The 2,097-nt window shown below is 72.0% G+C and carries 3 protein-coding genes and 1 pseudogene; all 4 read left to right on the plus strand.

Features of this window, described 5'->3' with window-relative positions:
- Positions 1-13: 13 nt before the first annotated feature.
- Positions 14-466: pseudogene (locus AC2W7C_RS17135) on the plus strand (aminotransferase class IV); the annotation flags it as partial.
- A gap of 196 nt (positions 467-662) precedes the next feature.
- Positions 663-1,145 (plus strand): pantetheine-phosphate adenylyltransferase, encoded by a 483-nt coding sequence (coaD, locus tag AC2W7C_RS17140; protein WP_486002453.1) that lies wholly within the window; start codon positions 663-665, stop codon positions 1,143-1,145.
- Between the two features lie 42 nt (positions 1,146-1,187).
- Positions 1,188-1,379 (plus strand): hypothetical protein, encoded by a 192-nt coding sequence (locus AC2W7C_RS17145; RefSeq protein ID WP_486002454.1) that lies wholly within the window; start codon positions 1,188-1,190, stop codon positions 1,377-1,379.
- A partial coding sequence (locus tag AC2W7C_RS17150) for a peptidylprolyl isomerase (RefSeq protein ID WP_486002455.1) occupies positions 1,340-2,097 on the plus strand: 758 nt, incomplete at its 3' end. The genes AC2W7C_RS17145 and AC2W7C_RS17150, both read left to right, overlap by 40 nt.

Raw genomic sequence — 2,097 nt, forward strand, 5'->3', positions numbered from 1 at the left:
GCTGCGCGACCGGATGCGCGCCGCCCTGGCCGGGCGGCCGGGCCGCTGCAGCCTGAGGGTCCAGCTGTTCCTGCCGACGGTGACGCTGCGGCGGCCGGACGCGCAGGGGGAGCCCAACGTGCTGACCGTGGTCTCGGATCCCGCGCCGCCGCTGTCGGTCCCGTTACATCTGCAGACCCAGGCCTATGCGCGAGAGGCCCCGCATCTGAAGCACGCCGGCACCTTCGGGCTGACGGCGGCGCGGCGCAGGGCGGCGCAGGCTGGCTTCGACGACGCCCTGTTCGTCGGCGCCGACGGCCTGGTGTCGGAAGGCAGCATCTGGAACATCGGCTTTCTGGAGGACGACCGCGTCGTCTGGCCGGCGGCGCCCATGCTGGACGGCGTGAGCCAGGCGCTGATCGCGCGCGGGCTGGAGGCCGTGGGCATGGCCGGCGAGACGCGGCCTGTCGACCGGGCGGCGATGGAGGGCTTCCGCCAGGCCTTCATCTGCAACAGCGCGACCCCGGCCTGCGCGGTGGCCAGCATCGACCGCCGCGCGCTGGAGGTCGATCCCCGGGACGATCGACCGGCTCGAGGCGGCCTGGTCCACGAAACCAGCTCCAGCCGATCTAGGCCGCCCCCGCGCCGCCTGCTAAACCGGCCCAAACAGGGGGAGGACATCGATGCGCATCGGCCTGTATCCGGGCACCTTCGATCCCATCACCAACGGGCACATGGACATCATCGGCCGGGCGGTCAAGCTGGTCGACCGGCTGGTCATCGGTGTCGCCCGCAACGACGACAAGGGACCGCTGTTCTCGACCGACCAGCGCGTCGAGATGGTCCGCGCCGAGGTCGCGCGGTTCGGCGACAAGGTCGAGGTGCGCGCCTTCTCCAGCCTGCTGATGCATTTCGCCGAGGAGCTGGACGCCAGCATCATCGTGCGGGGGCTGCGGGCGGTGTCCGACTTCGAATACGAGTTCCAGATGACGGCGATGAACCAGCGCCTCAATGCCGACATCGAGACGGTCTTCCTGATGGCCGACCCGCGGCACCAGGCCATCGCCAGCCGCCTGGTCAAGGAGATCGCCCGCCTGGACGGGGACATCGGCAGTTTCGTCAGCCCGGCCGTGGCGGCCGTGGTGATGAGCAAGGTCAAGGGATAGCATGCGCCTGAGTTTGACGATCGTGGCGGCCGCGCGCCGCTTGTGGCGGCGTCGGCCGCGCCGGCTCCTGTCCGGGCCCAGACGGCGGCGGAGTGGCGCGCCGTCGCCCCCGAGAACCTGCTGGTGATCGACACCGCCAAGGGCCGCATCCTGGTGGAGCTGGATCCCCGCGTCGCGCCCCTGGCGGTGGAGCGGTGCGCACCCTGGCGGACCGCGGCTTCTACGACGGGCTGAAGTTCCATCGGGTGATCACCGACTTCATGGCCCAGACCGGCGACCCGCTGGGCACCGGCGCGGGCGGCAGCGACCTGCCGGACATCCCGGGGGAGTTCGCCTTCCGCCGCGGTCGCGCGGACGGCTTCACGCCGCTGGTTCCGGGTTCGCCCACCCAGTACGGCCTGGTCGGCTCGGTGCCGGTCGAGACCCAGCCGGACGCCCAGATGATGGTGACCGCCGATTTCAAGACCGGCGCGACGCCCCAGTTCTGCCCCGGGGTGGCCGGCATGGCCCGCAACCAGGATCCGAACAGCGCCAACAGCCAGTTCTTCCTGATGACCGGCCCGCGCGCCTCGCTGAACGGCGCCTACGCCGCCTTCGGCCGGGTGGTCGTCGGCCTGGACGTGGTCAAGGCGCTGAACGCCGGCCCCGAAGCGCGCAACGGGGCGGTGGAGAATCCCGACGTCATGACGCGCGTGCGCACCGCCGCGGCCCTGCCCGAGGGAGAACGGCCCGCCGTGCGGGTGATGACCTCGGCCAATCCGGCCTTCACGGCCTTGGTGGAGCGGGTCCGGGCCGAGCGCGCGCGCGCTTCGACGTGTGCGACGTGCAGCCGCCGGCCGAAGCGGCCGGCTGAACGATCCGGAAGGGGAGGGAAGGATGACATCGACGCTGACCGCGATCGCCGCCTTGGGCGTCCTGGGCTGGGCCGGGGCCGCCGCGGCCCAGGAGATCC

The sequence above is a fragment of the Brevundimonas sp. CURTG3B2_SDJG genome, assembly GCF_057364705.1.

What these genes read in the sequence shown, in the direction of transcription:
- coaD (WP_486002453.1), top strand. Translation starts at nt 663, where the DNA reads ATGCGCATCGGCCTGTATCCGGGCACCTTCGATCCCATCACCAACGGG.